General features: G+C 65.0%; 30 protein-coding genes. 26 read left to right on the forward strand and 4 right to left on the reverse strand.

Going from position 1 to position 24347, the window contains the following annotated elements; genetic code table 11:
• Positions 1-25: 25 nt before the first annotated feature.
• A complete protein-coding gene (locus ACO2Q4_RS22545) occupies positions 26-781 on the reverse strand; it encodes a hypothetical protein (RefSeq protein WP_423322017.1) in 756 nt (251 codons plus the stop codon).
• A gap of 44 nt (positions 782-825) precedes the next feature.
• On the opposite strand from ACO2Q4_RS22545, the gene ACO2Q4_RS22550 reads away from it, so the two are divergent.
• Positions 826-1056 carry a hypothetical protein gene (locus tag ACO2Q4_RS22550; RefSeq protein WP_311758977.1) on the forward strand — a complete coding sequence of 77 codons (231 nt, stop codon included), beginning with the start codon at positions 826-828 and terminating at the stop codon, positions 1054-1056.
• Positions 1056-1208 carry a hypothetical protein gene (locus ACO2Q4_RS22555; protein ID WP_423322018.1) on the forward strand — a complete coding sequence of 51 codons (153 nt, stop codon included), beginning with the start codon at positions 1056-1058 and terminating at the stop codon, positions 1206-1208. The genes ACO2Q4_RS22550 and ACO2Q4_RS22555 overlap by 1 nt, the downstream gene beginning before the upstream one ends.
• 48 nt (positions 1209-1256) lie before the next feature.
• Here ACO2Q4_RS22555 and ACO2Q4_RS22560 read toward each other — a convergent pair whose 3' ends face one another.
• Positions 1257-1586, reverse strand: coding sequence for a hypothetical protein (locus ACO2Q4_RS22560; RefSeq protein WP_423322019.1), 330 nt, complete (start codon positions 1584-1586; stop codon positions 1257-1259).
• A 168-nt stretch (positions 1587-1754) separates the two neighbouring features.
• Between ACO2Q4_RS22560 and ACO2Q4_RS22565 the strand changes: the two genes are divergently transcribed.
• The 18 genes from ACO2Q4_RS22565 (at position 1755) to ACO2Q4_RS22650 (ending at position 16340) form a co-directional block, all read left to right on the forward strand.
• Complete coding sequence (locus tag ACO2Q4_RS22565) at positions 1755-2255, forward strand: hypothetical protein (RefSeq protein ID WP_423322020.1); 501 nt, start codon at positions 1755-1757, stop codon at positions 2253-2255.
• A complete protein-coding gene (locus ACO2Q4_RS22570; protein ID WP_423322021.1) occupies positions 2252-2917 on the forward strand; it encodes a hypothetical protein in 666 nt (221 codons plus the stop codon). The genes ACO2Q4_RS22565 and ACO2Q4_RS22570 overlap by 4 nt, the downstream gene beginning before the upstream one ends.
• Entirely contained in the window at positions 2914-3573 is a 660-nt protein-coding gene (locus ACO2Q4_RS22575) for a DUF1376 domain-containing protein (protein WP_423322022.1), read from the forward strand. Before ACO2Q4_RS22570 ends, ACO2Q4_RS22575 begins: the two co-directional genes overlap by 4 nt.
• 235 nt (positions 3574-3808) lie before the next feature.
• Positions 3809-4372 (forward strand): hypothetical protein, encoded by a 564-nt coding sequence (locus tag ACO2Q4_RS22580; RefSeq protein WP_423322023.1) that lies wholly within the window; start codon positions 3809-3811, stop codon positions 4370-4372.
• A complete protein-coding gene (locus ACO2Q4_RS22585; protein ID WP_423322024.1) occupies positions 4369-5007 on the forward strand; it encodes a hypothetical protein in 639 nt (212 codons plus the stop codon). The genes ACO2Q4_RS22580 and ACO2Q4_RS22585 overlap by 4 nt, the downstream gene beginning before the upstream one ends.
• A 187-nt stretch (positions 5008-5194) precedes the next feature.
• The gene (locus ACO2Q4_RS22590) at positions 5195-6364 is read left to right on the forward strand and encodes a calcium-binding protein (RefSeq protein ID WP_423322025.1); all 1170 of its coding nucleotides are present in this window, start codon (positions 5195-5197) and stop codon (positions 6362-6364) included.
• Between the two features lie 139 nt (positions 6365-6503).
• Positions 6504-7226: a hypothetical protein gene (locus tag ACO2Q4_RS22595; RefSeq protein WP_423322026.1), complete on the forward strand. Its 723-nt coding sequence runs from the start codon at positions 6504-6506 to the stop codon at positions 7224-7226.
• Between the two features lie 132 nt (positions 7227-7358).
• Positions 7359-8024 carry a hypothetical protein gene (locus ACO2Q4_RS22600; protein WP_423322027.1) on the forward strand — a complete coding sequence of 222 codons (666 nt, stop codon included), beginning with the start codon at positions 7359-7361 and terminating at the stop codon, positions 8022-8024.
• Positions 8025-8026: 2 nt separating this feature from the next.
• The gene (locus ACO2Q4_RS22605) at positions 8027-10195 is read left to right on the forward strand and encodes a terminase gpA endonuclease subunit (RefSeq protein WP_423322028.1); all 2169 of its coding nucleotides are present in this window, start codon (positions 8027-8029) and stop codon (positions 10193-10195) included.
• 3 nt (positions 10196-10198) lie between these two features.
• Positions 10199-10402: a phage head-tail joining protein gene (locus tag ACO2Q4_RS22610; RefSeq protein ID WP_423322029.1), complete on the forward strand. Its 204-nt coding sequence runs from the start codon at positions 10199-10201 to the stop codon at positions 10400-10402.
• On the forward strand, positions 10402-11868 hold the full coding sequence (locus tag ACO2Q4_RS22615) for a phage portal protein (protein WP_423322030.1): 1467 nt from the start codon (positions 10402-10404) through the stop codon (positions 11866-11868). The genes ACO2Q4_RS22610 and ACO2Q4_RS22615 overlap by 1 nt, the downstream gene beginning before the upstream one ends.
• Positions 11852-13996, forward strand: coding sequence for a head maturation protease, ClpP-related (locus ACO2Q4_RS22620; protein ID WP_423322031.1), 2145 nt, complete (start codon positions 11852-11854; stop codon positions 13994-13996). Before ACO2Q4_RS22615 ends, ACO2Q4_RS22620 begins: the two co-directional genes overlap by 17 nt.
• A 74-nt stretch (positions 13997-14070) precedes the next feature.
• Positions 14071-14403 (forward strand): DUF2190 family protein, encoded by a 333-nt coding sequence (locus ACO2Q4_RS22625; RefSeq protein WP_423322032.1) that lies wholly within the window; start codon positions 14071-14073, stop codon positions 14401-14403.
• The gene (locus tag ACO2Q4_RS22630; RefSeq protein WP_423322033.1) at positions 14403-14726 is read left to right on the forward strand and encodes a head-tail joining protein; all 324 of its coding nucleotides are present in this window, start codon (positions 14403-14405) and stop codon (positions 14724-14726) included. Before ACO2Q4_RS22625 ends, ACO2Q4_RS22630 begins: the two co-directional genes overlap by 1 nt.
• A 10-nt stretch (positions 14727-14736) precedes the next feature.
• On the forward strand, positions 14737-15174 hold the full coding sequence (locus ACO2Q4_RS22635) for a hypothetical protein (protein WP_423322034.1): 438 nt from the start codon (positions 14737-14739) through the stop codon (positions 15172-15174).
• 33 nt (positions 15175-15207) lie between these two features.
• Entirely contained in the window at positions 15208-15636 is a 429-nt protein-coding gene (locus tag ACO2Q4_RS22640) for a phage tail tube protein (protein ID WP_423322035.1), read from the forward strand.
• 9 nt (positions 15637-15645) lie between these two features.
• On the forward strand, positions 15646-16047 hold the full coding sequence (locus ACO2Q4_RS22645) for a hypothetical protein (RefSeq protein ID WP_423322036.1): 402 nt from the start codon (positions 15646-15648) through the stop codon (positions 16045-16047).
• 98 nt (positions 16048-16145) lie between these two features.
• Positions 16146-16340, forward strand: a complete 195-nt coding sequence (locus tag ACO2Q4_RS22650) for a hypothetical protein (RefSeq protein ID WP_423322037.1) — start codon at positions 16146-16148, stop codon at positions 16338-16340.
• A 12-nt stretch (positions 16341-16352) separates the two neighbouring features.
• Here ACO2Q4_RS22650 and ACO2Q4_RS22655 read toward each other — a convergent pair whose 3' ends face one another.
• Both ACO2Q4_RS22655 and ACO2Q4_RS22660 read right to left on the reverse strand, forming a co-directional pair.
• Entirely contained in the window at positions 16353-16643 is a 291-nt protein-coding gene (locus ACO2Q4_RS22655; RefSeq protein ID WP_423322038.1) for a HigA family addiction module antitoxin, read from the reverse strand.
• Positions 16644-16654: 11 nt separating this feature from the next.
• Positions 16655-16936 carry a type II toxin-antitoxin system RelE/ParE family toxin gene (locus tag ACO2Q4_RS22660; RefSeq protein WP_423322039.1) on the reverse strand — a complete coding sequence of 94 codons (282 nt, stop codon included), beginning with the start codon at positions 16934-16936 and terminating at the stop codon, positions 16655-16657.
• Positions 16937-16995: 59 nt separating this feature from the next.
• Here ACO2Q4_RS22660 and ACO2Q4_RS22665 point away from each other — a divergent pair, with 59 nt between their 5' ends.
• From ACO2Q4_RS22665 to ACO2Q4_RS22690, 6 genes are all read left to right on the forward strand, one after another.
• A complete protein-coding gene (locus tag ACO2Q4_RS22665) occupies positions 16996-19362 on the forward strand; it encodes a phage tail length tape measure family protein (protein ID WP_423322040.1) in 2367 nt (788 codons plus the stop codon).
• 6 nt (positions 19363-19368) lie between these two features.
• Positions 19369-20157 (forward strand): hypothetical protein, encoded by a 789-nt coding sequence (locus ACO2Q4_RS22670; RefSeq protein ID WP_423322041.1) that lies wholly within the window; start codon positions 19369-19371, stop codon positions 20155-20157.
• Positions 20148-20744, forward strand: coding sequence for a hypothetical protein (locus ACO2Q4_RS22675; RefSeq protein WP_423322042.1), 597 nt, complete (start codon positions 20148-20150; stop codon positions 20742-20744). Before ACO2Q4_RS22670 ends, ACO2Q4_RS22675 begins: the two co-directional genes overlap by 10 nt.
• Positions 20741-21124, forward strand: coding sequence for a DUF6950 family protein (locus tag ACO2Q4_RS22680; RefSeq protein WP_423322043.1), 384 nt, complete (start codon positions 20741-20743; stop codon positions 21122-21124). Before ACO2Q4_RS22675 ends, ACO2Q4_RS22680 begins: the two co-directional genes overlap by 4 nt.
• Positions 21117-23357, forward strand: coding sequence for a phage tail protein (locus ACO2Q4_RS22685; RefSeq protein WP_423322044.1), 2241 nt, complete (start codon positions 21117-21119; stop codon positions 23355-23357). The genes ACO2Q4_RS22680 and ACO2Q4_RS22685 overlap by 8 nt, the downstream gene beginning before the upstream one ends.
• 14 nt (positions 23358-23371) lie before the next feature.
• Positions 23372-24347 (forward strand): hypothetical protein (locus ACO2Q4_RS22690; protein ID WP_423322045.1); only part of this gene is annotated, 976 nt, incomplete at its 3' end.

Consider the following 24347-nt stretch of genomic DNA (forward strand, 5'->3'; position numbering starts at 1 on the left):
GTGATGGGCCAGAGAAATGAATTCATTAGAGATCTGGATCAGCTTTCGCCTGAGACCCTTTCCTCTTTTGCTCGGTGCCTTGGCTATCCATCGTCTCTTGCGCGAGAAAGCGTGCGAACCCTTCCAGCTGAGCCTGCTTTTCCGGAGGGAGACTGTCATACACAGAAACTATCCAGCTCCGTTCGTCATGGATTGGGGCGACCTCGCCGGTAATCAGATAGGTGGCTTGAGTGGTGAGCGCGGTCGCGACGAGTTCGGTGTCTTCCGCATTTGGTTTCGCGTTGTCGCGAATGAACCACGGGTTCAGCCGATGATATGGAATCCCGGTGGCGTGATGTAGATCCGCCTTCGTCATGCCTCGCTCATCCATCAAGGCTTTAATACGTTGGGATATCGGGTGCATTGCCATGGCCGCAGGGTATATCTTGGCAGGTGTCAATCTCAATTTTGCATTTGCCAATTGACTTGCCTTGGCAAATGCCAAATATGCTGAGGCATGGACCCGAACATCATCATTTCCGAGATCGAGGCTTATGCAGAGGCGTCTGGACTGAAGGTGTCCACGATCTGCCAACGCGCTTTTAACAATGCGAAGTTCGCTGAGCGGCTTAGCGCCCGGCTGTCGAGAGGAGTTGATGACCTCGACCGGTTTCGCCGCTTCGTCGCTCAGAATCCTGCCCAGAAGAGACCGGAGGACGCGGCATGACCCTTCATCATCCCGCGTCCTCTCTCCGTTCTGGTGATCGTCCTTCTGCACGAGGGAACAACAGCACAGGGCCATCTGAAATGTCTTTCCGAAAATGCGGTGGCGAGGAGGCGGAGCGGATGTGGTTCGCCGGTCTGCTCTGGCGGGCCTTTCCCGAGGCGCGGTCCGAAAACGAATTGGCGGAACTGGCAGCCGATGTGCTGACCTCGGACAGCCGCCCGGTGACGCCGCGCACGGTGCGCAACTGGCTGCGGCGCGAGAACGCCCCGCATTTCCGCTATGTGCTGAAGGTGATCGCCCTCGTCGGTGCCGAGGCTGTGTTCCAGGTCATCGATCCGGAGGTCCAGTAATGCGGGTCTGGTGGCGCATCGCGCAACGCTTTTACGCGGCCCGTCATCGGCGGGCGCTGCGGCTGGCAGAGCAGTCAGCCGCCGAGGCCGATTGGTTCAAATCGCAGTCGGAAAAGTTTTTCAACAAGATCAAGGGGGCGCGGAAGCAGTGATCGAGAAGCCAGCCGCGCGTTCGTTCACGAGGATTGGGCATGACGCCCTTAATGCCTCACTCCAGCATATACCCAGTCCTGTGATTGGGCGCCGTCAGGTGCTTCCTCGTCCCAATTGGTGGGCTTCAGGTGCCACAGTGTCTGGCGAAGCATGCCCTCGGCAAGGGCATGGCGCGCAAAGATGGCTGGAATGGTGCCCGCATCGGTGTGGGCGCTTGGGGGAAGTTCCAGTTTCAAGAATTCGTCAAGGATTTGCGAAATGGCATCACTGACGTCTTCTTCCGGCCACCCTTTCAGCATCGTCCGCATGACTGCCGCAAGCAGGAGTTCGTGGGATTGCAGACGAGTAAGTAGCTGGGTCTCAAGTTCGGGTGGCATGTTTGCGGCCTTTCAGGGGTCTCTTCTGGAACGCTGCCCACATCATTTTTCTCCCGCAATCATTTTTCTAACGCGCGTCCGGGCCGACGCGTCGGTGAGCAAGACTTCGCTACATCGGTTGGTTGCATCGGCGGTCTTGGGCTTCGGCCAGGTCATCGGGGGCGGGGCATGAGCGCCGACATCCCGCATGGAACCGCCAACGGCTACCAGCGGTACAGATGCCGCTGCGATGGTTGCCGGGCGGCAGAGGTCGCGCGGCAACGGGAATGGCGCAAGCGGCACCGGGCTGGCAAAGTCCAGCACCGTCCCGACGCGACGGTCTGCGTTCCTGTCACCGTCCGCGGTAAGCTCTATCCTTCCATCTCGATGGCAGCGGCGGATCTTGGGATCGCGCCTGCCACGATCAGTCACCAGCTGCGCACCTTCGGCACCGGCGACCGCGCCGGGTTGGGCCACGCCGCGCCCAAGCGGATCGTGCTGAATAATGTCCGGCCCTGCGTGATCCATGGTCGCCAGTTCGTTTCGATCGAGGCGGCTATCCGATATCTGGGCGTGGGGCGGACGCATCTTTATCGCTCGCTGCGCAAGGGCGTCACCCCGAAATATTCCGAATACCTGCTGGCAAAGCTGATGGAAGCGGATGCGCGCGCCGGGAAAGTCTCGGCATGAGCCAGAACCGTAGCGCCGCCGTCATGCAACAGCGCTCCGAACCGCATGACAGTCTTGACGATTTCCCGACACCGCCTTGGGCGACGCGGGCGCTCTGCGAATGGCTGGCAGCGCAGACGGTCCTGACGCCCCTCAGCTCTATGATCGTGCGAGAGCCATGCGCCAATCGCGGCCACATGGTCGCGCCGCTGCGAGAGTTCTTCGGTGGAGTCGATGCGGCCGATATCCACGACTATGGCGCCGGTTTCCCAGTGCGCGATTACCTGTTCGGGCCGCTGCCTTCGGCGGTGCATTGGACGTTCATGAACCCGCCCTTCCGCCTTGCGGAACAGTTCATCCAACGCGCCCTGGCAACATCGCGGGACGGTGTCGCCGCCATTGTCCGATCGGCTTTCCTCGAAGGTGCCGGACGTTACCGCGACCTATTTAGCGCCTTCCCACCCAGCGACATCCTGCAGTTCACCGAGCGCGTGGTTATGCATCGGGGCAGGTTGTCCGAAAAGGGCAGCACGGCCACCGCCTATAGCTGGCTCGTCTGGCGCCGCGGAGCGCAGGGTGATCACACCCGCTTTCACTGGATTCCGCCCTGCCGCAAGCGGCTGGAGCGCAAGAGCGATTACCCGGCAGATGTCATTCCTGCCGCGACCGGAGGCTTGCTTTGAGCGTTTACGATACCGCGCCCGCCCGAGATGCCGTCCTTGGCGATTTCTGGGCCTATCCATTACGTTACGGGGACCGGCTGCAGAGCTTCGACTGGATGCCGCTTTATGTCGAGCGGCTGCTGTCCTCGCGCTTCGTAGCCTCGGCCATCTACCAGGGCAGACGCCAGGATATTGGCACCGCGCTGCTGCTCTGGTCCGCAAGCCTGAAGCAGAACCCGGCTGGCACCTTGCCGGATGATGATATCGAGCTGGCCCAGCTGGCCCGCTTCGGGGCCGACGTCGACGGCTGGCGCGAGGCCCGGGATGGTGCGCTTTACGGCTGGCGCGCGGTGCATATCGACGACGCGCCGCCGGGCGAGGGTCCGCGCCTGGCGCATCCCCTGATCGCGGAAATCGCGGAGGAGCAGTTTAGGCGCAAACGCGGGCGGGAACGTGGGCGCGAAGTCGCGGCCTGGGCCACGATGAAATCCCGCGTTCGCTCCAAGCTCCGAGAAGCCAAGCACGGCCGCATCGCGGGCAACGATTATGCGGTCGAGCAGATCGCGAGCTGGATCAGGGACAGCGATCTCTATGTCACCTCGGAGAATGTGAGAGTGGCGATGGAAACGGTTCTCGGGACGCCGAAAGTCGTTGCGATGAACGGGGAAGGTATCTGAGGCGGCGGTCGGCGTGATGAACTGTAAGTAACTGTAATACGCTGAAATGTGACTGTTACTGACTGTAATGATTACAGTTAATTTCAGTCGGTTTCAGCATGATTTCAGGCCCTGAACTGTAATTGCCCTACAGGACAGAACATCACACCGACAACGACAAGGACATGAAATTCCTTACGGGCGGCAGGATCGCGCCTGTGGATAAGTCGGCAAGCTGAGAAACGGGGATATGGCGATGACAGGGACAAAGGCGGAAGCGGAAGCTCGGGTTGATGCCTTGCTGCTGGAACCTCTGGCGGGTCTTGCAAGGCCGCGCGGGGTGAGCGCGGAAAGTCATGACAAGGCGGTGTCGCGGCTGCGGTCGTGGCTGTCCTATCTGTCGGATGAGAATCTGAGGGGCATGCATGACCTGATCGCGCGACAAGCGGTAAAGGGGGTCTGGCCGACCGAGGCCCTGATCAAGCATTGGGCCACGACGCTGCAGCTGCCGCCGCCGCGCGATTGCGATTATGCCCGGAGCCTGATCCGATCGGCGCTGGGTCGTCAGGCGCGGGCAGAGGGCTGGGCCTCTGAGCTTTACGACATCGCCAAGAAACTCGGTCCTCCGCCGACCAAGTATTTCATCTCGGGACTGAAGGACGAGGCCGAGCGCAATCGCCGCCGCCGCAGGATCGTTGCCGAGAACATTGAGGCCGGCACCGCGGGCGCAGATGATCGCGCCTGGCTGGATGCCTGGCACAAGGACATGGCCGAGATCGACGCGATCCAGTCGGCGCAGGCAGAGGGACAAGTTCAATGACCGCGATCTGGCCCGTACCCGCAAGGCTGCGCGAGATGACCATCCAACAGGCCTTGGAATGGGCTTTTGCCGTCGAACATGCCCGGATCGATTTCGATGAAACTGGCGCGCATGAGTTCGATCGGGGTGGGGTCGATGCGATCTGGATCTTGCAACGTCAGCATGAGCTTGGCTGTCGGATCGATGGCGGCGGCTCCAGCGAGCCACATGATGACGCCCAGATTGTTGCGGCATTGGTCTCGCGGCTTCCCGTCGAATATGGCGGCCGGCAAATGGCGTCGAAGATCGCCGAATGGGCGAGGTCGCGCAGCGCGCCGGACTGGCGGGTGGATGAGCGGCGTCGCATCGTGCCTTGCGGATGGGAGATGACCGACGCGGGGGAGTGGTTGTGGGCGACACGAAAATTGCCACAACAGGAGTATCGCGACCGGAAGGGATTCAGAAAGACCTATCATCCGAAGATCTGCCCGGTGAGCTTCAGCGGTTCGGCGACGGTGCTCGGCCAGCGCAGGCGTGAATACCTCGCTTGGCACGGGGCGCTGACCTACCTTCTTTATGATCTGTCCTGGGTCAGGTTCGCATCGATCCGGGTCGTGGATGGGCTTCCTGACATAGCCCCGTGGAAATCTTCTTGACTTCCTCCTGGCTTCCTTGACATTCTGCCGTCACCACACTTGCGCCCGGAGGGGAAACCCTCGCGGGCGCTTTTAATTTCCAAATGACATCAAGAGCCAAATTTCTAACCATAAGCATAGCTTGTGGTTGTTTCCCTGACTGATATCGCTTCTCGCATTGCATTGCGGAAATGGGCGGTATCTCGGAATGGCGCGTATCACGATTCATCCATCAGTAGTTCTGGATGTCACCGATGTCGATTTTTCGACTCTGCTATACGGTGAGGACTATTCGACGTCCTCCAGCCGATTCACGGCATACTTCGGAAACGGCTTTCGTGACACGTTCACGGGATCTGGGTTTCGCTATAACTCCTATGACGTTCCCTATGCTGGAACGGTCACCTCCTTTGGCTGGTATCATGGGTCCCAGCGGTTGGTGCTCATAGAAGGCTTCAGCATTCCGGCAACCGACTTCGTCAACGCTGCTTACACCTATCGAGGCGATGACGATCGCGCCATTCTCGCACGCATGCTTGGAGGCAACGATATCGTCAGTCTCGGTGAGTTCTCGGATTATGTCCGGGGCTTTTCAGGCAATGACAGCATCATCGGCAATGGGGGCTGGGACACCCTGATGGGAGATTGGGGTCGCGATACACTCCAAGGGGGCGCTGGCAACGATCTTCTGATGGGGGGGGCGGACGCGGATCTGCTTCTCGGAGGCGAAGGGGTCGATACGCTCTCGGGCGACATCGGCGCCGATCGCCTGTTTGGCGGAGGCGGCTCGGACCATCTGGTCGGCGCGGGAGGGGTCGACTTTCTTAACGGTGATGCGGGAAATGATCGCCTTGCCGGGGGTGAGGCGAACGATACCATGATCGGTGGACAAGGAAACGACACCCTCAGTGGAGACGCGGGCAATGACCTACTGCGCGGTGGCACCGAAGCCGACAGTCTACTTGGCGGAGTCGGTGCAGACACGCTCTACGGCGATGCAGGTGCGGACATTCTGGTGGGTTCGGCCGGGGGAGATCGTCTTTGGGGAGGCGTGGGGGCGGATCGGTTCGTGTTCCTGAACGTCAACGACAGTGCGCCCGTGCCGGGAATGCAGGATGTCATCCTTGATTTCAGTAGATCTCAGGGCGACAAGTTGGTGCTTTCAGCGATCGATGCGAAAACGGACCGGTTTGGCAACGACGCCTTCCATTTTATTGGCGATGGCAGGTTTACCGGCGAGGCCGGGGAACTTCGTGTCATTCGACAGCCGAATGGTGTTTCGGTTGTTCAGGCCGACACCAATGGCGATGGACACCCAGATCTGGCCTTCAACGTGATTGGGGCAACAAACCTTGTCGCGAGTGATTTCGTGCTTTGATCATCCGCACCCAGTCGGTTGAAGGGTAGAATTCGGTATACGAGGCGCCCGGCAGAAAGATCTGCGCGGGCGCTTTGCAATAGCTGATGGCATCGCTTCAGTGCGGCCAGCCGGTGGAAAGCCTGCATTCGGAGGCATCATGTTCACCCTCGCGCTGGATGACCGCGACCTGCAGGACAGCCTGTCCCAGCTTTCGGCCCAGAAGGTCAAATGGGCTGCCAAGGATGCGCTCGACCTGACTGCTGCCGATGTGCTGGCCCATATCCGGGGGCGGGTCGACACGGTCTTTGACCGCCCGACCAGCTTTACCCGGAACGCCTTCGGGATGCGGAAGGCCCATACCGAACGGCTCGAGGCCTCGGTCTTCGAGATGCCGCGCCAGGCCAGGCGTGACTATCTGAAGGTGCAGGAAAGCGGCGGCCTGCGCCCGCGTACCGGGCTGGAACAGCTGCTCGATGCCCGGCTGGCCTATGACGGCATCATTGCCGGGGTCGCGCCTGCGCCCTTCGCCAAGCTCGATGCCTATGGCAACTGGGCAAGAGGGGAACGGACGCAAGCCTTATCGGCGGTGCAGGCGCAGCGCGACAGCACGGCCAACACGACCAAGGCGTCACGCAAGCGCAACCGGAAGCGGGCAGGGTTCTTCGTCCCGAGCCGGGACAGCCGCCTGCCTGCCGGGATATGGAAGCGGGACCCGGACGGGATCATTTACCAGGTGCTGCGCTTCACCCGGACCGCGCCGCATTACGAACAGCGGCTCGGCTTCTATGACGGTGCCGACGAGGTGTTCCGGCTGAGATTGCCCGATCATCTTCGCCGCCAGATCGAGGCGCGCGCGGCCCGGGCAGCTGGACGCGGGTAACCGACCGGGACCGGGTTTGGGTCCTTCCGGCAAGGTTCGTGCACGGGGGTAATTCGGGCCCCGTTAGATTCATGGCAGCAATGTCAACGGCTTACTGCTGTTGTGGTTGCTGTTGTTCATGTTGGGATTGTCATGTCTGAACTTCTCACGCTCTCGGACGGGAGCGTGCTCGATCTTGCACGCTATCCGCTCCCCGATGGCGTCGAGGATGACGGCACGCCTTTGAACCGGGTCCAGCTTGCCGCCGCGTTCCGCGTGTCGGTGAACGCAGTCACCGATTGGGTGAACAAGGGCATGCCGGTCATGTCCAGTGGCCAGAACGGCGTCGCCTATGAGTTCCGGCTGTTGCATTGCTGGGCCTGGCGACAGGATCGCGACGACCGGACCAGGGCGACGAAGCTGCGCGCCGACGAGCTGGCCTCGCAGGCGGCCCTCGCGTTTCGCAACCTCGACGAGGATCAGGCGGAAGAGGAGGGGCACCTTTCGGCGGACGAGCTGCGCAAGCTCTCCGAGGCGGAATACCACCGCAACCGGGTTGCCGAGCAGCGCGGCGATCTACTACGCGCCGATCGGGTCCGCGCCTTGACCGAGGACATGTTGGTCGCCTTCGGCACCGCGATGGATAACCTGCCGGACTTCGCGGAAATGAACTTCGGCCTGACTGCGACGCAGGTCGCCCAGCTCGAGGAATATTGCGACCAGGTGCGCGGCGAGGCCAAGCGGCTGATCGAGGAGCGGGTTTCGCGGGCCGGTTCGGTCGTCGCGATCTCAGGCCGGCAATCGGAAATGGATCTCTGATCATGGTGATGATGCTCGATCGCGGGATGGGGCAGGTCAGTCGCATTCCACCGCTGCCTCCGTTCCTGACGCCCGAAGAACTGGTCGCGGACGCCCTGCCGCTCCTCGATCCGCCCAGCCGCGTTTCGGTGACCGATGCAGCAGAACGATCCTTGCGCGTTCCCATTGCCGGGCGCTGGGGCGGCTACGATCGGAACGTCGCGCCCTATACCGTCGAGCCGCAGGACATCTCGCAATCCCGCCGCTTCAAGGGCGTGATTTTCGTCGGCCCATCGCAGTCGGGCAAATCGCAGATGCTGCTGTCGGTGGCGGCGCATGCGATTACCTGTGCCCCGGGACCGGTACAGCTGATCCATATGACCAAGACCGATGCGGACGCCTGGGTCGAGGAGAAGCTGGATCCGGCCATCCTGAACAGCCCGCTGCTGGCGGAACGTCTCGGCAAGGCCCGCGAGGACAGCACCTTCAGCCGCAAACGGTTCAAGGGCATGCGCCTCGGCATCGGCTATCCGGTCCCGAACCAGCTATCATCCAGGTCGCAGCGCATGGTGCTGCTGACCGATTACGATCACATGCCGCAGCGATTGGGCCCAAAGGATGCCCCGGAGGCTTCGCCCTGGGGCATGGCGCTGCAGCGGATCCGGACCTTCCTGAGCAGGGGTTGCGTCTTTGCCGAAAGCACCCCGGCATTCCCGGTGGACGAGATGATGGTGCGGCCAGCGAGCGCGCTGGAACCGCACCTTCTCCCCGCGACCACCGGCGGCATCGTCAACCTCTACAATGAGGGGACGCGAGGGCGCTGGTACTGGCAGTGCATGGATTGCGACGGGCTTTACGAGCCGAGCTTCGCGCGGCTTGATTACGACCGGGATCTCGATCCGGGCGAAGCGGGCGACATGGCGGTGATGGTCTGCCCCCATTGCGGATCGGTCCTGTCGCACCGGCACAAGCCCGAGATGAACCGGCGCGCCATGTCCCATCACGGCGGCTGGCTTCACGAGGGCCGCGAGGTGGACGAAGAGACAGGTCAGCGCCGCCTTGTCCGGATCGACGATCCGCTGGTGCGGAACACACCTTTTGCGAGTTACGCCTTCAATGGCGCCGCCGCTGCATTCGCATCGTGGTCCGGGCTGGTCGAGCGCTACGAGACCGCGCGGCGCACTTTCGAGATTTCCGGCGACGATCTGGACTTCGCCGGGGTGCATTACACCGAAATCGGCGTGCCGTATCAGCGTCCGAAGGATGACGATGAAGACGCGCTGACGCTGGAAATGCTGCAGCAGCATGCGCTGTCGCTGCCCAAACGCATCGCGCCCAGCTGGACGCGGTTCATCACTGTCCAGGTGGACGTGCAGGGCAATCGCTTCGAAGTCATGGCCATGGCCTGGGGCGAGGAAGGCCGGCGGGTGGCGATCGACCGATATGCCATCCATCAGCCGCCGGAGCACGCACCCAACGCCAAGGGCGACGACGGCAAATACCGCGCTGTCGATCCCGGGCGCTATGCCCAGGACGCGGACGTGCTCGCGGAACTGGCCGATCTGGTCTTTCCGGTGGATGGCGCGGACTGGGGGCTGAGGCCGTTGGCGGTGGCCATCGACTTCAACGGCCCGAAGGGTTGGTCGGACAATGCCGAGAAATTCTGGCGCAAGCAGAACCGCGAAGGGCAGGGCGGCAGGTACTTCCTCTCGATCGGGCGCGGAGGCTTCAACCAGCGGGATCGGGTCTGGCACGAAGCGCCGGAACGGTCATCGGGCGGCGGCAAGGGCCGGGGCATCAAGCTTCTGAACATGGCGGTGGATCGGCTGAAGGATTCGGTGATCGCGGCGCTCGGGCGAACCGATACCCCGGTCGGCGCCCAGCATATTCCGCAATGGATGGGCGCGGAGCATCTGGCCGAACACCTCGCGGAGATCCGCGGGGAAAAGGGCTGGGAACTGAAGAAGGGCGTGCTGCGCAACGAGAGCCTCGACCATTCGGTGCAGGGCCTGGCGGTGGCAGAACACAAGGGGCTGAACCGGGTGAACTGGGAGGCCCCGCCCGCCTGGTGCGTAGCAGGTTTGACCAACCTGAACGCGGTGCCGCTGGCGCGGCCCAACGATCCGGAAAGCGCACGCGATGTTCCTGTCGCGGAAATCCCGCGCAAGATCAATTTCCTCAGGAGGCGCTGAGCCATGTCCTATACACAGGCTGATGCCGATCGCCTGCGGGCCTCGATCGCCAAGGGCGCGTCCGAGGTCGAAGTCGCCGGCGAGCGGGTCAAGTTTCGATCGCTCGCCGATATGCGCGCCACGCTGGCAATGATCGAGGCGGAACTCGCCGGCGCGCGCGGCCCTGCCTTCGGTGTCAGCTATCCCCGGACCACGCGAGGCCTCTGATGAACATTCTCGATCGGGCTGTCGGGTTCTTCAGCCCGGCGGCCGGACTGCGACGGGCCACGGCACGCGCGCAGACCGCCATTGTCATGAACTACGACGCGGCCTCGCGCGGTCGGCGGACCTATGGCTGGAAGGCGCCGGCCACCGCGGCCGATGCTGCAGCCTTCGGCTCGCGCGCCCGGCTCAGACAGCTCAGCCGCGACATGTTGCGCAACCGCGCCTACGCGGCGCGGGCGCGGGACGTCGTCGTCGCGAACGTCGTGGGCGAGGGCATCGCCCCCTCGATCCGGTCGACCAGCGCGAATGCGAAGGCGACGGTCGAAGAGCTTCTGAAGCGGCATTTGCTGTCGAACGACATCGATACCCTGGGTGAATACGATCTCTTCGAGATGCAGCAGATTTGCATGTCGACCGTCTTTACCGATGGCGAGGTGCTGCTGCGCCGACGCATGCGATCGCCACGGTTTCAGGGCAATCTGGCGCTGCCCTACCAGGTCGAGCTGCTGGAGGCGGATTGCCTCGACATGGCGATCCAGAGCCACGGCGATAACCTCGTCTTTGAAGGGGTGGAATATGGTCCGACCGGGGCGGTAGAGGCCTATCATTTCCTGCCGGAACACCCGGGCGCGATCCGCCATCGCAAGCCGCAGGAATCGACGCGGGTGCATTGGTCGGATGTGATCCATATTCGTCGTTTCAAACGACCCGGCCAGTTGCGCGGGGTGCCGTGGCTCGCGCCTGTCATGATGACGCTGGGCGAGCTCTCCGACTACCAGGAGGCGCAGATCCTCAAACAGAGGATGTCGGCGCTGCTGGCGATCATGCTGAAATGGGCAGTCGGTTCGGCCCGGAGCACGAAGGCCGGGGCTGGGCTCGAGGCGCTGGAACCCGGTGCCATCGTGGAACTGCCCGAGGGCGCGGAGCCGGTATCGACCAATCCACCCACGGTCGAGGGCTACGGCGAGTTCATGGAAACCGGGCTCCGGACCATCGCCGCGGGACTGGGGATCACCTATGAGGCTTTGACCGGGGATCTTCGTCACACGAACTTTTCGTCTGGCCGGCTTGGCCGCAACGAAATGGATCGGTTGGTCCGCATGTGGCAGCGCGGGTTGATGATCGCGCAGTTCGGCGCCGGGATGGAGCGCTGGTTCCGCGAGGGGCTGGCGCTGGCCGGGCATCGCGGCATCGACTTCACCATCGACTGGACGCCGCCGCGCCGTATCCTCGTCGATCCGACGAAGGAAATCCCCGCCATGATCGAAGAGGTCGATGCTGGGCTGAACAGCCGGCAGGGCGTGCAGCGCGAGCTGGGCCGCGATCCGGACCGGATTCGTGAAGAACGTCTGGCGGATCAGCAGGCCGATGCCGCTGCCGGTCTGAAGCCGCCCGCCGCAAGATCGACTGCGGCAAAAGACAGCGAACCCCAAGCAGAAGAGGATGAAAGCGATGAAAACCGGGGCTGATCTGATCTCGAATGGCGAGCTGATCCTCAGCGGCAATGTCATCGACGATTCCTGGCTGGGCTGGATGTGGGACGAGGACGTTTTCTTCTGCCCGTCGATGGTCCGCACCGCGCTGGCATCCCTGGGCGAGGGCAGGTTGACGGTCCGGATCAACTCGGTTGGGGGGCATGTGAACGCGGGCGAGCAGATCCGCGCCATGTTGGCCGGTCATGCCGGCGGATGCCGCATCATCGTGGAGGGGCTGGCGGCGTCGGCCGCATCGCTGATCCTGATGGCGGGCGCCGAGCGATTGATGTCGGCCGGTTCGCACATCATGATCCATGATCCCTCGGGCGGGGTCTGGGGCAATGAGGAGGAAACCCGGCGCGCCGCCGATCAGCTGGCCGTCATCGCGTCGACCTATGCCGCGGTCTATGCCGCTGCCTCGGGCAAGACTCCAGAAGAAGCCCGCAAAATCATGAAGGCCGAAACATGGTTCGGTCCCGACGCCGCCATCTCGGAAGGCTTTGCCGACGGAATTGTGGCCGAGGGCGCTCCGCAGGCCGAGACGGCGACACTCGAAGCCGCGCGCGCCGCCGTCATGGGGGGCAACCGGACGCTGCGCGCCCGGATCGAGGCAGGTTCGATGCAGAGCAACGAGCGGGCCGGGCGGCCCGATCATTTTCCCGCCGCTGCGCGCGGCAACAATCAGAAGGAGGCTATGATGGCCAATGACGATCCGACCGCAGCGCCGCCGGCCAATCCGCCCGTGGTGACCGATCCCCCCGCAACCATGCAGGCGCCCGGGAATGCTCCGGCCGCCCCGCCGGCAAACATGCAGCAGCCGAGCACCGCCGACGTCCTGGCCGGAGAGCGCGCCCGGACCCGCGCCATCCGCGAGATGGCCGCGCCGTTCCTCGCCTCGGGTCGCCTGATGCAGGCCGATGTCGATGCGCTGATCGATGAGGGCGTGACCGCGGATGTTGCCGGTTCGCGCTTCATGGCCACCATGGCCGCTGCCGAACCTGCCGGTCGCACCGCCGGCCAACGCACCAGCGTCACCCGCGACGAGGGCGAAACCCGCCTGGAAGGCATGATCGGCGCGATGATGGGGCAGGCCGAGGGCCCGGCCCAGCAGTTCCGCGGCATGCGCATCCGCCATCTCGCCATGGAGCTTGCGGGACCCTCGCGCGGTTTCAATGACACCGAAGCCATTCGCCGCGGCATGCGGTCGACCACCATGATGGGCGGCGCATTCGGGACCAGCGACTTTGCCTATGTCACCACCGAGGTGATGAACCGCACCCTGCAGGCGGCCTATCAGCGTCGCGCCGCCACCTGGCAATTGGTGACCGGCGCGCCGCTGCGCGCGACCGACTTCCGCGAGCTGCATTCGGTCCGCTTTGGCGGTGATTTCTCGCTGAAGCCGGTGGCCGAAAATGGCGAATACCAGTCGGCGGTGCTGGCGGATGAGGCCGAGGGCCTGAAGGTCGAACGCCGCGGGCGCACGATCAAGCTGACCTTCGAGGCGGTCGTGAACGATGACATGGGTGCCTTCCAGCGCATTCCCATGGAATTCGCGATGGCGGCGCGCAGCATGGAAAATTCCATGGTCTGGGCGTTGATCCGCGCGAACGCCGCGCTGAAATCCGACAATACCGCACTGTTTCACGCCAGCCACAGCAACCTGGCTTCGGGCGGTGCGGCAGCGGCGATCTCGGCGGCCTCGGTCGCGGCGGCGCGCAAGGCGATGTGGGAACAGCGCGCTTTCGGCACCAAGGACAAGGACGATTTCATGCAGGTCGAGCCCGACCGGCTGATCGTTCCCCCGGCGCTTGAGCTGGTGGCGCTGCAATTCGCCACGGCGGTGACGCCCGCGGTGGATGGCAACGTCAATCCCTACAAGTCGACGCTCGCGCCCAGCGTGGTGCCGAACCTGGGGGCGGCTGCAGGCGGCTCGGATACCGCCTGGTACCTGATCTCCAGTGACCTGCCGCCGATCGCGCATGCTTATCTCGAAGGCTACAATGCACCGACCGTGCAGACGATCGAGGGCATGAACCCAGACGCGGTGACGATGAACGCCCGCCATATCTTCGGCGCGGCGGCCGTCGAATACAAAGGCTCCTACAAGAACAACGGCGCCTGAGCCCAGTTCAATTCCTCTGACGAAAGGGCGGCTTCGGCCGCCCTTCGTCGTTTCCCTTTCATGGAGAGAAGATCATGAAAAACTGGATCCAGCCGGGTGAGCACATCACCCTGGCCATGGCCGCCGCTGTCACCAGCGGTGCGGGTGTGCTGGTCGGCGACATCTTCGGGGTTGCCCAGAGCGACGCCGAGATCGGCGAAGCGGTCGTCCTGGTTCGCCGCGGCGTTTTCGAGTTGCCGAAAACCTCGGCCCAGGCCTGGACGGCCGGCGCCAAGGTCTACTGGGACGATACCGGCAAGGTCGTGACGACCACGGCCAGCGGCAACAAGCTGATCGGCGCCGCGGTGGAGGTGACGGCGAGCCCGTCGGCGACCGGGATCGTGCTGCTCGACGGCGTCATCCGCTGATGTCGATCTTCGACGGGATGTCGGGCATCCTGTCTGGCATCCTGGGCGGGACGGTGGGCTATGTCCCTGCGACTGGATTCTCGCGCCAGATCCAGTCGATCTTTCGCGAGGCCCCGATCGAGGTCGAGGGTGCGGACGGCCAGATCGTCCGCATCGACGCGCCGACCTGGCGGGTCGGGCGCGACCTTGCGCCGGAAGCCCGGCGCGGCGACCGCATTACCGTCCCGGACGGTCGGACCTTCCAGATCATGGTCGTGCATCCGACCGGCTCGCCGGCATCGGACGCGTTCCTGATCTGCGAATTGCAGATCGTCGGCAGTTGAGGGGGGAAGCATGGCACATTTCCGCACCGAATGCCGGATCGCGGTGCGCGACGCGTTGCAGGCGCACCCGCATTTCGCCGGCTTCACCGTCCTGCTGGTCTGGTCGGGCGCCATCGATCACGACACCCTGCCGGTCTTCGGGGTACTGACGCCGCAGGATCGCTGTGAACAGGACAGCATGACCAGCACGGCGCGCCGGACGCTGCTGCAGGTCGCGCTGCGCCGCGCCGGTCATGACGAGGTCGAGGATGTGCTCGACCAGGACAGCGAGGTGATCGAGGCGCTGGTGATCACCGCGCTACGGCGTCCGGACCGGGCCTGCTTCCTCGACGAGACCACCGTCGTCACCAATACCGACGGCATGCGCAATGTCGGCACCCTGGTGATGAGCTTTCGCGTGACCCAGTGGCTGCCGCCCGCAACCCTGCCGATCACCCCCGAGGGGTGACGGACCCATCGATCATCATCAGGAGGGCAGATCATGCCTGCGACCGCCGCCCAGATCGGCCTCGGTTCCAAGTTCGGGATCAAGAGTGGTTCGACCTATACCGACACCGCCGAGGTCACCAACATCACGCTGCCGGGCTGGACCCGGAACACGGTCGATGCCACGCATCTGCAAAGCCCCGAGGGCTGGGCCGAGTTCATCGCCGGGCTGAAGACCGCCTCGGACTGCACCTTCACCATCAACTGGATCCCGGCGATCTCCGACCCGCTGCTGACCGCATTTGATGCGGGCAAGGGCGATTTCCAGGTCATCTTCCCGTCCGGCACGCTGGCGATGCAGTTCACCGGCATCGTCACCAATTACACGCCCGGCGAGGTCTCGCCCGAAGGCAAGCTGACCGCGCAGGTCACCATCAAGCCGTCCGGCAAGCCGCTCCTTGTGGCCGTCATATTATCGCCGTAAGGAGGGGTCATGAACCTGAACGGAGAGGTGCGCCTGACCCACAAGGGGCAGGTCCATGCCATGACCGTCAACTTCGCCGCGATCTGCACCTATGAGGCAGAGACCGGCAAGAACGGTTTCACCCTGCTGCGGCTCTTGGCGCAGGGCGGCGTCAATGCCGGCCTGGTCAGCGCGCGCGACATCCGCGCGCTCTTCTATGGCGGGCTCAAGGCCCATGATGCCGGGATGACGATCGAACTCGCCGAAGAGATCATCGACGCCAACCCGGACATGCTCCTGCAGGCGCTTGGCGCGGCGATGCCGTTCGATGGCGATACGCCCGCGCGAGAGGCAAAACCGGGAAAGGTGAGGCGCCCGCGGAGGCGGCGGGCGAAGACGCAACCCTGGCGCAACTCTACCGGAACTTCCTGAAGGCGGGCTACGCCGGGGAGAGGTTCTGGGGGCTGACGCCGCGCCTCTATGCGATCGAGATCCATGCCGCGCTGGAGCGGTTGCGCCTGGAAATGACCATGCGCAACCGCACGGCCTGGAACACCGCCGCCCTGGTCGGGGCGGCCATGGCCGGCAAGCTGCCCCGCTATGACGAGTTCTTTCCGGTTGAAGCCGAGGCGGAGCGCACGACCCCGCAAACCGCCGAGCAGCTGGAGGTGGCCCTGCGCGCCCTGGCCGCGTCATGGGGCGCGCTGCCTCCGGCTGTCGGATAGGCAGCTTGGATTTCAGGCCGCAGCCAGCGGCTGGATTCCGGCCACTTCGGGATCTGGCTGGTTGGTGATGAGGTCGTAGTTCAGCTGAAGGTTCATCCAGAACTCGACTGAGGTGCCGAAGGCCTTGGCCAGGCGTTGGGCCGTATCCACGGTCATGGCGGTTTCTTCCTTGACCAGGCGCTCGATGCGGGTGCGCGGCACGTGGATATGCCGCGCCAGTTTGCCGGCGCTGATCCCCATCTCGTCCAGGAACTCGTATTTCAGGATTTCGCCGGGATGAACCGGCACTTGCAGCGTGGTCATGGCGGCTCCTTTCAGTGGTAGTCCACGATTTCGACGTCACTCGGACCGTTCTCGGTCCAGGTGAAACAGATGCGCCATTGGTCGTTGATCCTGATCGAATGCTGACCGGCCCTGTCACCCTTCAGGGCTTCGAGGCGATTTGCGGGCGGCGCCCGAAGATCGTCCAGCAACCGCGCCGCCTGCAGCATCGCGACCTTTCGAACCGCGACCTTGAAGAGGTTGGCGGGAAATCCCTTGCCGGGTCGTCCGGCCAGGACCTGTTCGATCAGGGTGCCCTGGGTGCTCTGTATCATTACGTGATACGTATCGCCGCGTGAGACATTCGTCAAGAGGCGCGGAAGGGACCAAGACGATGACCGCGAATGTCGGAAATCTCAAGGCGACGCTCAGCCTCGACACCGGCGCCTTCGCGGCCGGGACCAATAAGGTCAAGACCGAGATCAAGGGTCTGAAGGACAGCGCGGCGACGGCGAGCCGGGACCTGCGCTCGGCCGCCGGGGCCAATGCCAACCTGGTGTCCCAGTTCAACGATATCGGGGTCATGCTCGCGGCCGGGCAAAGCCCGCTGCAATTGGCACTCCAGCAGGGCACCCAGATCAGCCAGGTGCTGACGCAAATGGGAGGCGGGGTCGGGGCGCTGCGCGCACTTGGTTCGGCTTTCGTCGGCATGCTGAACCCGGTCTCGCTCGCCACCATTGGTGTCATCGGCTTCGGCGCGGCGGCGATCCAATGGCTGATGCCGGCGCAGGAAGAGGCGGGCAAGACCAGGGATGCCTTCGAGGCGCTGAAGGACAGCATGTCGACCTATAACGATGCGCTGAGCCTGTCGCTGCTCTATACCGGCGATGCCGAGAAGAAATACGGCGACGAGGCCCGGAAGGGCGCCGAGATCGCGCGCCGGATCATGGTGATCGAGGCGGAGAAGACCAGGTCCTCGATCTCCGGAATCCTGTCGAAGGCCTATAGCGACATGGGCTTCGATGCCTTCGGCGAGCGCGGCATCAGCGGTGCCGGCCGGATCGAGTCCGCAAACCTCGCCGAGGCGGCCGGCAACCTCGGCTTCAAGTCGAGCTGGAGCGACACGCTGTTCGGCTATGGCGGGATCAGCCAGGAGAACCTCGCTTTGGCCGAGAAGCTCGGCAATGCCATGCGCGAGATCTACGGCTATGTCGCGCAGCCGATCCCGGAAGGCGGGCTCGACGACTATCTGGTCGGGCTGCGCCAGCGCCTCGATGATTACACCGCCCAGCTCAATGCGCTGAAGAAGGCGGGGGCAGATGAGGGCGCGCTGAACGCCATCAACGAGAAGATGGTGCCGCTGCAGCAGGCCTTGCTGGAGGGCGAGGCCAAGCGGGCGGCCATTCGCGCCGCCGACGCGGCCAAGGCCGAGGAACTGCTGGCGACGCTGGAAAGCCAGCTCGTGATGAACCAGCTGATCGCCGAGCATGGCAAGGACTCGCTGCAGGTGCGCCAGGCCGAACTGGACGCCGAATTCGAGAAGCAGGCCGCCGCGATCGAGGGGCTGAACATCACCGATGCGCAGAAGGACGCGCTTTACGACGCCCTGGCCGCGCTCCATGACAATGAAAGCCAGACGCTGGCCTGGGCCGATGCCATGGCGCAGGTCAATGCCGAGCTGCAGGGCGCCTATTCGCTGATCTCGGCCATTGGCGGCGGCATGATCATGAATGCCAGGATCAATGCCGCGAAGGCGGTGCGCGATGCCGGTGGCAATGCGCTCGATGCCCGCCGCGCCGGCGAGATCGCCGGCCGCAAGCAGGAGATCCTGAACGGTCGCGACACCTTTGGCTCGGAGTATTTCGGGATGTCGGATGCCGAGTTGCAGGGCCATCTCGACCAGGTCGACATCGATGCCGGGCAGCAGGACGCCTGGCGCGACCTGACCACGGAAACCCGCCGCAACGCGCGCCGGTCCGGTGGCAGGCGGGGTCGGCGCGGCGGCGGACGGGGCGGGCGGGAACGGCAGAACGAATACCAGCGCAGCGTCGCCGATATCCAGGGCGAGACCGACGCCTATCAGCGCCAGGCCGAGGCCATTGCCGAGGTGACGGCGGCGGGCGGCGATTGGGAACATGCGCTCGCGGTGATCGAGGAGGAGCAGAAGCTCCTGACCGCGGCGCAGAAGGCGGGTGTCGAGATCACGCCCGAGGTCCGCAAGGGCATTACCGACATGGCCGAGGCCTATGTCGATGCCGAGGAAAAACTGGAAAGCCTGCGCGACGCGACCGATCGCGGCCAGGATGCCTTCCGCGGTCTCTTCGGCTCGGTCCTCGAAGGGGCCGACGCCGCCAGGGATGCTATCGCGAACCTGCTGGCCGAGATTGCCAAGGTGCAATTCGCCAAGGGCGCGCTCGGGGTTCTCGGCGCCACGAGCTGGGGCGCGTCGCTGATCTCGACCGTGGGCGGGCTCCTGTCCTTCGACGGCGGCGGCGACACCCCAGATGGTCCCCGCTCGGGCGGCCTCGATGGCAAGGGCGGCTTCCTCGCCATGATGCACCCCCGCGAACGGGTCCAGGACCTGACAAGGGGGCAGGGCGGCGCGCTCGGCATCGCCATGGGGGCCTCCGAGCTGACGCTGAGCGATGACGGCAAGATCATGGCGAAGGTGCAGGCCCGGATCGTCCAGGCGCAGGCCGGAAGCGTCCAGCGCTCGGTCCAGGTCGTCAGCGCCATGAATAAGAAAACCAAGAACTGGTAGGGGCTCATGCCGATCAAGGTCTATCCCTGGCCGCCCGTCGCCGCGATCGGGGGCGAGTGGACATCGGTGATGCCCACCGCCCGGCTGCGCTCGCTCCTGACCGGGCGCGACCAGATGCAGGCATCGCAACGGCGTCGCCGCATGGCGGTGCTGCAGGTCTCGGCGCTGGCCAATGGCCGCATGGGCGCGGGCTATTGCGAGATGCTGAAGGATCTTCTGGAAGGCGGCATCCATGCCGTCCGCCTGCAATCGACGCCGATCAACTGGTGGCTCGATGAGCTTGCCCGCAGCGCCAGCATCGGCAGCAGCGACGAATTGCGCTGGCGCACGGCGGCAGGCGAGCCGCTGGCATGGCGGACGGCGGCGGGCGATCCGCTCTACTGGTTCACCGGCCGCCCGCTGATCGGGCAGCTCGACACCAGCGGCGGTCGGCCGCTTCTGACGGTCGGGGCGGCCGGTGGCAGCCTGCCCCCGAACACGCTGGTCGGGCGGCCTGGGGATTTTATCCGCGTCTACAACCGCTCGGACGCGTCCATCTATGCGGTCTGCCGGTTGCTGCGCCCGGCCCGGACCAATGCGGACGGTGTCGTCACCCTGAAGCTCGACATCAGCCCCGGCATCCAGGGCGGTCGAGTGGCGCTGGCCGGGCAGGACGAGGCGGTCTTCCGGGTCGAGGGCGGCATGCCGCGGGCGATGCAGCCGGTCAGCGGCGACTGGTCCTATACCTGGACCTTCCGCGAGGTCTTTGCCGACGAGGTCGGCGGTTTCCAGGAGTATCCCGGCATATGGACCTGATCCGCAACACGCCGGCCGCGCTGCTTTCGGCGATCAGCGGGCCGTATTTCTTCCCGGTTGTCCTCTTCTATCTCGCCTGGCCCGGCGCGCCGCTGCGTGCGCATAGCAACCTGGGCGACATCACCTGGGGGGTGCAGACCTGGACCGGGGTCGGCAAGTTCGGACGCCTGGAAATGCCCGAGGAGACCTTCGGGGGCGTGCCGACCGAGTTCACGGCGACGCTGGTCTCGGATTTCGACGAGCTGGAGACCTATTCGAATACCGCGATCAAGGGCGCGGTCTGCCGGGCCTATCTTGGCGCGGTGACCGAGCGCGGCGGCAATGTGCTGCTCGGTGCGGTTGAGATTGCCGCGGGCATCGCCGACGCCATGGGCATGACCCCGGAAGAGGTCGAGATGGAGGATGGCGCGACGACGCTCATGTACGGGCTGCGCGTCACCATGACCACCGGCCCGTCCTATCGGACCATGGCCGCGATCGCGCATAGCCATGAGGACCAGCTGCGCAATTATCCCGGCGACACCGCCGGTCGCCACCTGATCCTGGCGCAGGCCGAGGCGCAGAAGACGCTTTGGCCCGAGCCGTGAGCCCGGATCAGGTCATGGCCGAGGTCGAGCGGGTGATGTCGCGGCCCTTCGACTGGGGGCCCTGCGATTGCTGCAGCGCCGCCTGCACGGTCTTCGCCGGGCTCTGGGGCTTCGATCCGATGGCGCCGGTCCGGGGCTATCGAGGGGCATTTGGCGCTAAGCGGATGCTGGCCCGGTATGGCGGGCTTGGCGCCTTGGCCGACGATCTGGCCGCACGCGCGGGACTGGTTCCCGGACATGCCGTGGGCGGGCTGGCCCTCGGCGACATCGGGCCCGGGTCGGGCTCGCTTCTGATCTGCGTCGCGCCCGGCATCTGGGCCGGAAAATCCATGGACGGTTTCGCGATCCTGCGATCCGCCGAGAAGGGCTGGCATGCGTAAACTGCTGTTGATCACCACCGCGCTGCTGGGCTTCGTCCTGCCCGATCCCGCCGGCGCGGCTCCTGTCGGCGCCTGGGTGGCGAGCGCGATCTTTGGCGCGGCGGCAGCCGGGTCCTTCGCCTATGGCGTGGTCGCGGGCATCGTCTCGATGGCGGCCTCGGCCGGGCTCAGCATGGTCGTGGCCAGGCTCAGCCAACGGAAACCCCGGCAGGAAGCCGTGCGCGGGGAACTGGCGCGCCCGACCTCGCTGCCAGCCTATCGCTATGTCTATGGCAAGACCTGGGCGCCGGGCACGCCGGTCGGCTGGAAGGTGCGCGGCAAGCTTCTCTATATCTGCTACCTGCTGAACAGCCGCGCGAGCGCAGGCCCGTTCACGGTCTATCTCGACAAGCGCGCCGTCCAGAAATCCGGCAATGAACATGACTTCACCGCCGGCGGTGGCGCCTGGGGCACGAACGACGTCTTCTTCTCGGACGAGGTCGAGATCGCCGGCCGCGAGACCTATGTGCGCTACTGGATCGGGACCGGCAGCCAGACCGCGCCGCCGGCCGATATCGTGTCGGGCAGCGGCGGGCATTTCAGCGCCAATGATGCCTGGCGCGGGCGCACCGTGCTTTGGGCGATCATGCATTGCGGCGGCGACGAGGCGCGCGCGCAGCGCTGGCCGGCCACACCGCCGGAGCTGAATGTCGATGGCAACTGGTCGCTGGTCTATGATCCGCGCGACGGCGAGACCAGGTTCAGCCGCAACCAGGGCCTGATCATTCTCGACGCGCTGCGCCGCAACCCGGTGCGGTCCTATGCCGATGCCTTCCTGAGGATCGACACCTTCTCCTGGGGCGCCGACGTCGCCGAGGAGCTGGTCGGGGTCAAGGCCGGCGGCACGATCCAGCGCTATCGCTGCGACGGCATCCTGACCTTTACCGATGGCACCGAGATCGAGGACCAGCTGCAGCCGCTTCTCGATGCCGGGGCCTCGCGCCTCGTGCGCGTCGGTGGCCGGCTGGCGCTGATCCCGACGGTGTTCCGCCTGAGCGCGAAGACGATCACCGATGTCACCACCGGCCAGCCGCTGAACCTGACCCGCTGGAAAAGCTCGGATGATCTCTACACCGAGGCGGTCGCGCGCTTCCCGGCCCCGGACCGTGCCTATGAAAGCGCCGAGACCCCGGTCTATGTCATCCCCGGCGCACAGGCAGCGGATGGCGGCGTGGCCAAGCGGCTGACCTTCGATCTCGACTTCGTCACCGATCACCGCCAGGCGCAGCGGATCTGCAAGATCATGGGCTGGCGCTCGCGCATGCAGCGCCAGGTGAGCGCGGAGCTGTTTCCGGATTGCTTCGACCTGGTCGCCGGCTCGGTCTGCCGCGTGAATCTCGGCAGTCCCTTCGGGGCCTGGGAGGGCAAGTACGAGGTCGAGAGCATCGCCCCGGCCGCCGGCATCAACGACGACGAGTCGATCACCATCCGCCTGCCGGCGGTGCTGACCGAGACTTCGGACGAGATCACCAGCTGGGATCCGACGACCGAGGAACGGGACATGCTTCAGGGCGATTTCGTCGCCTCGACCGGCCGGGTGCAGCCGCCGCCGAAGCCCTCGATCGTCACCGGCACGGCGGCGGCGCGGGCGTCGGGCAATACCACGGTGCCGGGGGTGCTGAGCGCCTGGACGGAATCCGCCTCGGCCTCCGCCCGCGGCTACGAATGGGAATGGCGCGGGCCGTCGGTGGAAGCGCTCGGGCTGACGGTGAACGCCTGGCAATCCGGGGGCACACTGAGCCGCAGTGCCGGGGACGAGGACGGCGTCTTCGTCGCGCTGGTGCCCTGGCCGGAGACCGGCCAGACCTATCGCATCCGGGTGCGCACGGTCGGCTCCTTCGGGACCTCCGACTGGATCTATTCGGACACCATCACCGCGACCGGCCCCGCCGTGGTCGTCCAGCGCCCACCGGCGCCCGAGGCCAATGCTGTCAGCTCCAGCCGGATCAACATCGTCGCGACGCAGGCCGACGACCAGCGTGCGCGGGCCATCCTGATCTATGGCAGCGATGTCGACAACCCGCTGGTGGCGACGCTTCTGGCCACGCGCCAGGCCGGGGCCTCGGTCTCGGTCAGCCATGCCGATACCGGCCTCGCGGCGGCGACCACCCGCTACTACTACGCCCGCGCGCGCGATGAATGGGGCAACCTCTCGGACTTCTCCCCGGGCGGCAGCGCGACCACCAACCCCTAGACCAGAGGGCTCAGATGCCTGCACCCACCTTCAACCTCCCCATCGCCGGGGCGGCGCCGAACCAGTATGCGAACGAGGATTCGTTCGAGGTCGCGCTCAACGCAGTGCTGCAGGCGCTGCTGACCATGATCGAGAACAGCAGCAACCGGGGCGATACCCTCGTTCCGGTTCAGGTCGCGGGCGGCACGGCCCAGGCGGCGAGCTTCACGATCGATCCGACGCAATCGCATGTCACGACCTCGGTGGGAACATTGGTGCGCTTGCAATGGCCGGTCACCAATACCGGCCCGGATCCGATTGCCACCATCGGCACTGAAGGATTCACCCTGAAGCGGGCCAGTGGCAGCAGCTTCGCAGCGGGGGAGGTTGTCGGCGGCAACCGCTATCTCGGCCTGATCCAGAACACGACGCCGCGCGAGATCCGGATCATCGGCGCCCTCGGTCTCGATGATATCTTCGGCCTGCGCGACCTGATCCTGCTGGTCGCGCAGAACATGGCCGATTCCGTCCTGTCCTCGACCGAGCAATCCTGGCCGGGCGATGGTGTCGTGCTGGCCGAGGGCAGCAACGGCAAGGCGCTGGTGACCAGGTCGAACGGCCAGACCCGCGGCATTTTCACTGCGGACGATGTCTTCGCCGGGATCTATTCCGAGCTGCTGCGCGCGGGCGAGGGCGACCAGATCCGCGACCGGGTGCTGAATGACGGTTGGCCGGGCGATGAGGGCGAGGTTCTGGCCCTCGGCCTCAATGGCGTGGCGCTGGCCTATGACAGGCTCGGTCGCCTGCTGGGCGGCATCGTCACCCCGCGCAGCAGTGGCTGGCCGGGGGACTGGATCAGCGAGGAAGTGGTGGATGCGCGCGGGGTGGTGGTCTTCGGCCATGATGTCCGCGACGGCTCGGATTACAGCCTGGCGCTCGACGTCTCGGGCTGGCCGGGCGACTGGATCATCGGGTTGGAATTCGATCGCTCGGGCCGGATCCTGCGCGGCA

The sequence above is a fragment of the Paracoccus sp. KR1-242 genome, from assembly GCF_049446195.1.
Classification (GTDB): Bacteria; Pseudomonadota; Alphaproteobacteria; order Rhodobacterales; family Rhodobacteraceae; genus Paracoccus; species Paracoccus broussonetiae.

What these genes read in the sequence shown, in the direction of transcription:
- ACO2Q4_RS22550 (WP_311758977.1), top strand. Translation starts at nt 826, where the DNA reads ATGTGGTTCGCCGGTCTGCTCTGGCGGGCCTTTCCCGAGGCGCGGTCC.
- ACO2Q4_RS22675 (WP_423322042.1), top strand. Translation starts at nt 20,148, where the DNA reads ATGGACCTGATCCGCAACACGCCGGCCGCGCTGCTTTCGGCGATCAGC.
- ACO2Q4_RS22570 (WP_423322021.1), top strand. Translation starts at nt 2,252, where the DNA reads ATGAGCCAGAACCGTAGCGCCGCCGTCATGCAACAGCGCTCCGAACCG.
- ACO2Q4_RS22650 (WP_423322037.1), top strand. Translation starts at nt 16,146, where the DNA reads ATGCGCAACCGCACGGCCTGGAACACCGCCGCCCTGGTCGGGGCGGCC.
- ACO2Q4_RS22590 (WP_423322025.1), top strand. Translation starts at nt 5,195, where the DNA reads ATGGCGCGTATCACGATTCATCCATCAGTAGTTCTGGATGTCACCGAT.
- ACO2Q4_RS22545 (WP_423322017.1), bottom strand. Translation starts at nt 781, where the DNA reads ATGGCCCTGTGCTGTTGTTCCCTCGTGCAGAAGGACGATCACCAGAAC.
- ACO2Q4_RS22665 (WP_423322040.1), top strand. Translation starts at nt 16,996, where the DNA reads ATGACCGCGAATGTCGGAAATCTCAAGGCGACGCTCAGCCTCGACACC.
- ACO2Q4_RS22595 (WP_423322026.1), top strand. Translation starts at nt 6,504, where the DNA reads ATGTTCACCCTCGCGCTGGATGACCGCGACCTGCAGGACAGCCTGTCC.
- ACO2Q4_RS22625 (WP_423322032.1), top strand. Translation starts at nt 14,071, where the DNA reads ATGAAAAACTGGATCCAGCCGGGTGAGCACATCACCCTGGCCATGGCC.
- ACO2Q4_RS22670 (WP_423322041.1), top strand. Translation starts at nt 19,369, where the DNA reads ATGCCGATCAAGGTCTATCCCTGGCCGCCCGTCGCCGCGATCGGGGGC.
- ACO2Q4_RS22660 (WP_423322039.1), bottom strand. Translation starts at nt 16,936, where the DNA reads ATGATACAGAGCACCCAGGGCACCCTGATCGAACAGGTCCTGGCCGGA.
- ACO2Q4_RS22610 (WP_423322029.1), top strand. Translation starts at nt 10,199, where the DNA reads ATGTCCTATACACAGGCTGATGCCGATCGCCTGCGGGCCTCGATCGCC.
- ACO2Q4_RS22600 (WP_423322027.1), top strand. Translation starts at nt 7,359, where the DNA reads ATGTCTGAACTTCTCACGCTCTCGGACGGGAGCGTGCTCGATCTTGCA.
- ACO2Q4_RS22640 (WP_423322035.1), top strand. Translation starts at nt 15,208, where the DNA reads ATGCCTGCGACCGCCGCCCAGATCGGCCTCGGTTCCAAGTTCGGGATC.
- ACO2Q4_RS22555 (WP_423322018.1), top strand. Translation starts at nt 1,056, where the DNA reads ATGCGGGTCTGGTGGCGCATCGCGCAACGCTTTTACGCGGCCCGTCAT.
- ACO2Q4_RS22645 (WP_423322036.1), top strand. Translation starts at nt 15,646, where the DNA reads ATGAACCTGAACGGAGAGGTGCGCCTGACCCACAAGGGGCAGGTCCAT.
- ACO2Q4_RS22605 (WP_423322028.1), top strand. Translation starts at nt 8,027, where the DNA reads ATGGTGATGATGCTCGATCGCGGGATGGGGCAGGTCAGTCGCATTCCA.
- ACO2Q4_RS22655 (WP_423322038.1), bottom strand. Translation starts at nt 16,643, where the DNA reads ATGACCACGCTGCAAGTGCCGGTTCATCCCGGCGAAATCCTGAAATAC.
- ACO2Q4_RS22560 (WP_423322019.1), bottom strand. Translation starts at nt 1,586, where the DNA reads ATGCCACCCGAACTTGAGACCCAGCTACTTACTCGTCTGCAATCCCAC.
- ACO2Q4_RS22580 (WP_423322023.1), top strand. Translation starts at nt 3,809, where the DNA reads ATGACAGGGACAAAGGCGGAAGCGGAAGCTCGGGTTGATGCCTTGCTG.
- ACO2Q4_RS22615 (WP_423322030.1), top strand. Translation starts at nt 10,402, where the DNA reads ATGAACATTCTCGATCGGGCTGTCGGGTTCTTCAGCCCGGCGGCCGGA.
- ACO2Q4_RS22630 (WP_423322033.1), top strand. Translation starts at nt 14,403, where the DNA reads ATGTCGATCTTCGACGGGATGTCGGGCATCCTGTCTGGCATCCTGGGC.
- ACO2Q4_RS22685 (WP_423322044.1), top strand. Translation starts at nt 21,117, where the DNA reads ATGCGTAAACTGCTGTTGATCACCACCGCGCTGCTGGGCTTCGTCCTG.
- ACO2Q4_RS22565 (WP_423322020.1), top strand. Translation starts at nt 1,755, where the DNA reads ATGAGCGCCGACATCCCGCATGGAACCGCCAACGGCTACCAGCGGTAC.
- ACO2Q4_RS22620 (WP_423322031.1), top strand. Translation starts at nt 11,852, where the DNA reads ATGAAAACCGGGGCTGATCTGATCTCGAATGGCGAGCTGATCCTCAGC.
- ACO2Q4_RS22585 (WP_423322024.1), top strand. Translation starts at nt 4,369, where the DNA reads ATGACCGCGATCTGGCCCGTACCCGCAAGGCTGCGCGAGATGACCATC.
- ACO2Q4_RS22635 (WP_423322034.1), top strand. Translation starts at nt 14,737, where the DNA reads ATGGCACATTTCCGCACCGAATGCCGGATCGCGGTGCGCGACGCGTTG.